The 5,777-nt window shown below is 35.3% G+C and carries 5 protein-coding genes; 2 read left to right on the top strand and 3 right to left on the bottom strand.

Annotation, left to right across the window (positions count from 1 at the left end):
• Positions 1-601: 601 nt before the first annotated feature.
• Positions 602-1,255 carry a porin family protein gene (locus GJ691_RS11375; protein ID WP_154366961.1) on the bottom strand — a complete coding sequence of 218 codons (654 nt, stop codon included), beginning with the start codon at positions 1,253-1,255 and terminating at the stop codon, positions 602-604.
• A gap of 890 nt (positions 1,256-2,145) precedes the next feature.
• Here GJ691_RS11375 and GJ691_RS11370 point away from each other — a divergent pair.
• On the top strand, positions 2,146-3,444 hold the full coding sequence (locus tag GJ691_RS11370) for a hypothetical protein (RefSeq protein ID WP_154366958.1): 1,299 nt from the start codon (positions 2,146-2,148) through the stop codon (positions 3,442-3,444).
• A gap of 448 nt (positions 3,445-3,892) precedes the next feature.
• Here GJ691_RS11370 and GJ691_RS11365 read toward each other — a convergent pair whose 3' ends face one another.
• Positions 3,893-4,843: a hypothetical protein gene (locus tag GJ691_RS11365; protein WP_154366956.1), complete on the bottom strand. Its 951-nt coding sequence runs from the start codon at positions 4,841-4,843 to the stop codon at positions 3,893-3,895.
• 309 nt (positions 4,844-5,152) lie between these two features.
• Between GJ691_RS11365 and GJ691_RS11360 the strand changes: the two genes are divergently transcribed.
• Positions 5,153-5,410, top strand: coding sequence for a transposase (locus GJ691_RS11360; RefSeq protein ID WP_154366954.1), 258 nt, complete (start codon positions 5,153-5,155; stop codon positions 5,408-5,410).
• A gap of 99 nt (positions 5,411-5,509) precedes the next feature.
• On the opposite strand, the gene GJ691_RS11355 is transcribed toward GJ691_RS11360, so the two are convergent.
• A partial coding sequence (locus GJ691_RS11355) for a type II toxin-antitoxin system RelE/ParE family toxin (RefSeq protein WP_154366953.1) occupies positions 5,510-5,777 on the bottom strand: 268 nt, incomplete at its 5' end.

Raw genomic sequence — 5,777 nt, 5'->3', positions numbered from 1 at the left:
CCGAGTGATATGGATGTATTTTTCATTTTTTTTTAATGTATACTCAAATTTACCAATTTTTGGTAAAAACCCCAAATTTACCACGATTTTCAAATTGCACCCAACGGTTTTGTATATGGAAAGTTGCGTGTTTCAGCAACTAAATTAGCAAATACAAACCGAATAGAAAATCCGCGAGGATTTCCGTAAGTAGGCTCTAACTAGCAATGAATTATACACATTGTGCCTGTTTCACAAGTTAAGAAAAAAGTCATTGTGGATCATTGCCGATCGGGAAATGGATCGTAACTTTAGGTATGCAAGGCAAGAAGAACTATCAGGAAAAACTGTTCGCCCATTTTTAATTGACGATCGCCTACAACCTGAAGAAATACCTGAAGTTCATCGGGAAACGAGCGAAAAGCGGGGCGGGAATGCTTGCTTTGTTATTTTCTGTAAAAACCGAACCTTACAAGCTCGAAAGGTTGTTTTTAAGCCCGGCAAAAACAATGGGATATTTGGTCACCTAAAAAATAAGACAGCCCTAAAAAGCGGTTGTGGAAGTCATTATTCCAATAATTATAGGCTTGTGCAACGGTTACCTTTGTTACAAACAGTTTTTCTATAAGCTATATTCAATTCCGAGATTGAATACAGAAGATTTCAGTCCATTATTACGTTCAATTACTCCGAAATAGTATCTAGAATTAAGTCCAAAATTTTCACTCAATTTATAGCCAAAACCAACTAAAAGCCCCAAATCCAACTTGTCATTATTGGAAAGGTTTCCAGTCCCATCGTTTTGGGCACCAGGAAGAGTATCTCCAACTGATTTATCTTTCAAGCTAAAAATGTATCCGACTTGTGGACCTGCCTCAATATAGAATTTTTCACTTAAGTAATTTTGAGCCACTACAGGAAGAACAATGGTAGATTCAATGATATTAAATTCAAAATCAAATTCTGTTGCAGGGTCGTTACTATTTTGACGTACTTCAACATTTTCATTTTTCAATTTACTCCCTTGCGATGCGAATAATAAAGATGGTTGTATTCTAATCTGTTCACTTATTTTAAAATTAACGAAACCACCTACATATAAACCGATTTTCCCTGCATAGCGAATGTCCTCTGTATTTGGGTTTGGAAAACGTGGAGTGTATCTAGCATAATTAGTTCCTGCTTGAATTCCGTAAGATGTGTTGCTCTGCTGTGCATTTGCTGTAAAGGCGAAGATGGCTAATGTGATCCTTAACAATAAAACGTTTTTTTTCATTTCGTAGGGTTTGTATTAAATTGTTTGTAACGCAGCGCTATGTGAAGTCCACGTTATTTTATGGAAATATAGGGAAAACATTTTTTTGTTTTCGGCTATATTGGGAATAAAATCATGTGTACCACCGAGCAAAGCGACCGATGAACACCCGTAAAATAAGCAAGCAACGGTGAATAAATTGCATATAGCGTATTGATATGTTGCGTTGAAAAGCCGTAGCGGCGTTATCGGCCATAGACCTCTCATCCTATCCCGATGGCAATCTGTCATAGCGCTGCGATGATGTAGCATTTCCGAAAGACCGGGCGACATCTGCGAGAGCAGTGTGCGGGAGGGAGCGGGGGCAAAACGAGATGAAGGGATTTTGGTCGACGCAGGCGTCACGAGCGCAGCGAACACAGGAATACCTTCAAAAAACATTAAAAATGATATGAATAATGCTACATCATCGGTTTGTGTATGAAACGTAGCGTTTAAAAAGACGCTGACTTTTCGGATAAACACAGAGACCTCTTACTGCATAGGGGTACTGGAATAAAAGATAAAAAAACAAACCATAACAAAGCTCACAAAATAATAGAGAGACCCGTACCACAGAACAACGTGGGTGATCCAGAAAACCGGAATCACATCTTTATAGCAAGTGGCCGGGTCTATTATAGCTTATAATCATACAGATGCTGGTGAACCCTAGGACAAAAGGTGTATCACATATAGGATGCGGAGCAAGTTATATAAAAGGAAAAAAGGTGGTTAAAGGCAAAAAAGAAAATATTGATTAACTTTAGAGAACTGGACTAGGGCTTTTCATAGGATACGGTGTTGGCAAATGTTTTTAATAAAAGTCACTTTTTCGCGTTTAACCAAAAGTACTCGTTTAAAAAAATTCTATGAGATTCAAATCCCCCTTTTCTTTGGTACTTCTGATGTTTCTATTTTTAAGCTGTTCAGAAGAAAATGATATGTTAAATGTAGATGTTGAAGAGCAGGAACAGGTGAATGACAATTCTGATGCTTCAGTAGAAGAAATAACATACTTTACTTACCAAAATTTCCAGAATCAAGGATTGGAAAATTGGATAATAATTCATGACGAAAATGGAAATCTAATTGATTATAAACAAATTATAGATGTGGGAAGTATGGACTTTACTATTGGAGTAGATGTCCTATCCGAGAAACTTAGCGCTACCAAGCTTTCATTTAGCGCAGACGAAGCAGGAAATAATCTATATCATAGTTTATTAACCTACACGGATCTCGAAATTGGAAGTGTATGGGAAGATAGGTCCAATTCCTTTGAGGGAAATTTAATTGGTGGATTTAATCTTCAGGTAGAGAATATTTCAGGAGTTGAAAATATTCTTATTACAACGCCAAGTGGAATTTTGAGGACTGGAAATCCTAATGCGAATGAATTCTCAGGTAATACGTTACAACTAATGGATATTCCTTTTTATCAAGAGCAAGAGTATTTGATAAGCATAAGGGATTCCAACGGTCTTACAAAATATCTTTTGTTATCACCGGAAAATGATTTTGATTACAGCTATGATTATGACAGTTTTCAAGAATTTGATGATTCGTACAAACTAGAATTACCGCCAAATAATTTTAATTTAATCTTTACGGGAGGCTTTAAAACGAATGATGCCAACACCTATTGGAATTATGGTCATCGGTTTACTGAGTATATTGGCAATGAAGCCGGTGAATTTAACTTAGGTTATATTAATGGCTATGAAAGATATAGGTCTTACGTCTCAATAACCCGAGAAGATTTTACCTATACTTTGCAAGTTATTGGAGACAAAGTACAAGATGTTGCTATCCCCGATAGACCTTTATTTACAGTAGAAAACTCCAATATTTATGATTTTGAATTTTCCTCTGACTTAAACGCTATCACAAAAAATACCCGTCACGAATCTATAATTATTGATGAGCAAAGTAGGTATCTGAGTACTACTTGGTTGGTGTATTCTACGGGAAAATCGTCTCAAAAAATCGGAAGACTTCCTGATGAAATAATTGAAAAATATCCCGATATGGTTTTGGATACCTTAGAATTGAAAGAGGTTAGTCTTTTTACAAAAAGTTATGGGCAACAGCAATTATTTGAAGACGAGACCTCTAAACGACGAACAGGTAATTACATAAGTGAAAGTTATGTGTTCAGAGGCTTTTGAATATTCTAAGTCAATTTTCCTTTTTGCACAAGGTATTGGGCAAAACAGGAAGGTCTTTGTTTATTTCTTAACTCGCTAAATCTTATGATATTGCTTTGGACAAGAAAAAATAAAACTATACAATAAGCTTCGTGTACAAACGGAAACTAGCCAGCGCACCAAATCGCCCACTACTGTCACAGATGGCGTACCACCTCATTAGGTTTTGCCGAACCGTTCGCAAATATTATTCAAACGATAGAACGTATTACGTTTATGTGGTGTAAGTATTAGTAGCGACACTTCTGATTAATCACTTCGTTTTAAGGTTCTGACATTATCCGTAGGCTAGTCATGATTGCTATTCCTTTGTTTTAGGGCTGTTCACATTAAATGGAATATCCATAAAATAATAATGTGAACTAATTTATGGTTGTCTTATCTGAAAATCTTGATGGACGAATGTTAATTAGTTAAACATAAATTCAGACTGATTTTCTGAATTGGCATCTGAATTATAATAAGATAATTTTGTTAAATATCCACCTTCGTTTGCTTCCTCTATATTTACTGTAATGTTGAAATTATTTGGACCGCTTATTTTAGTTCCCGTTCTGAAAACATTTTTATTTAATGTTTTAACAAAACCCAAAAGACTTCCATTTCCTAAAAGCATATTTGTTCTCTTACCAAAAGTTGCTTCATAAATAATAGCTTCTGTGTTTATAATATCGGAATAGGTGTATTCATGACTTGAAATATCATTTGAAATTTTAACTATGTTTTGATTATCGTCATAATCATAGGTATTAACATTTTCTCCTGATTCATAAAGAACCCTATTGTTATGTTGATTCAAAACTATTTTCGAAGATTCGGTGAGTTCATATGTTTCGTCGTCGTCACTTGAAAATATTTTAACAAGTACTGCATCTTGGTCATTCTCGAATTCCATTTTCGTATAGGAATACTCGCTAGGGAATGATTCTAAATCTCGGGATTTAACTTCTGACAATAATCCATTAACATAACTATAAAGACTTCTCTCAGCGGAAATATTATCTATAAATAATTCGAACCTGTAAATTTTATCGTTTACATATTCAATTTCCCCCCGAACTTCTCTTGGGTTCAAATTCATACTGGATAGCCCAGAGAAACTTTGCATTCGATTGTCTTCGAGAATTATTTCCAAGGAGTCGCTAAGAACTAGATCGGTATTATCTAGTCGATAAGTTTTATCTATCCATTTTCCAATCGCAACGGTAGGAATGTCATCGGTAGGCTCTTCTTGTTCCTCCTGATTTTCCTCTTCATTGTTTGCTTCAATCTCAATTTCTTCATTTGTGTCGTTACTGGTATTATCAGAAGAACAGGATGCAAAAAATAAAATGGTTAAATAAAATATTATTTTCTTCACGGGGTTGGTTTTTAAACACTAAAAACGAATTACTGTACGTATTAATTGTTTTAAGAAATATAGGATTAAATAAATTTTCGGATTTGTTTAGTGTTTTATTTTTGTCAATTATTAATGCTAATGTGTTTGTGTATTACTTCGTTGCGTGGTTTAGCAACTAATTTAGCAAATACTAACCAAATAGAAAATCCGCGAGGATTTTCTTAAGTAGGCTCGCACCACGCAATTAATTTTATACGTCTTAAGTTTATTTCTCATTAAATTGAAAGTATAACCAGAAAGAACAAAAGAGAGAATTAAGGTTACTATATGCGGCGAAGCCTTGACTTCGGCACCTTGACCCAGTTCATGGGGCTGCGTAAGATACACACCATAGGCCAGAAGCAGGCCAATAAGGTGAAGCACCTCTCTCCCATTGCCTACAACCTGAAGAAATACCTAAAATTCGAACAAAAACGCTCCAATAGCGGGCTAGGAAAACTTTCATTTAAGGCTTTTGTAGAAAGTGTTGTGCAAAATCTGTTTTTAGTATTTTTAGGCCATCGGAAATTTACAGTCCAATACTAGGAAGTAATAAAAAAAAAGCCCCTTGAGGAGGCTTATATGAATCCGTTTACGTGGGAATTAAGGTCTTGTGCAACGGTTACCGGTGTTGTGGTGCAGTTTTTATTCGGTTAATCTGTTTTTCAAATCCATTCTCTCGTGTAAAATTCTCGTTATTTCGATTGGATTTAATTTTGATTTTCGATAAAATATTACGTGTCGATTTGCTTTTAGCCCGAAAAGGTCAGATTTAATTCCGTCATAATTTTTTCCAAGTTCTAGATTGTCAGCAATATCTTGGCAAATATCCAGAAGCATGTCGTAATATCTGTCAGCTTGATTTTCAGACCAATTCTCGAGTGTATATTCCCAAATTCCGTTTAAGTCAGCT

It is taken from the genome of Maribacter luteus, from assembly GCF_009674825.1.
Classification (GTDB): domain Bacteria; phylum Bacteroidota; class Bacteroidia; order Flavobacteriales; family Flavobacteriaceae; genus Maribacter_A; species Maribacter_A luteus.
The sequence above is the reverse complement of the archived record's forward strand: the minus strand, read 5'-3'. Positions and strand labels throughout refer to the sequence as shown.

Coding starts and splice junctions, on each gene's coding strand:
- GJ691_RS11360 (WP_154366954.1), top strand. CDS start 5,153: ATGCGGCGAAGCCTTGACTTCGGCACCTTGACCCAGTTCATGGGGCTG.
- GJ691_RS11370 (WP_154366958.1), top strand. CDS start 2,146: ATGAGATTCAAATCCCCCTTTTCTTTGGTACTTCTGATGTTTCTATTT.
- GJ691_RS11375 (WP_154366961.1), bottom strand. CDS start 1,255: ATGAAAAAAAACGTTTTATTGTTAAGGATCACATTAGCCATCTTCGCC.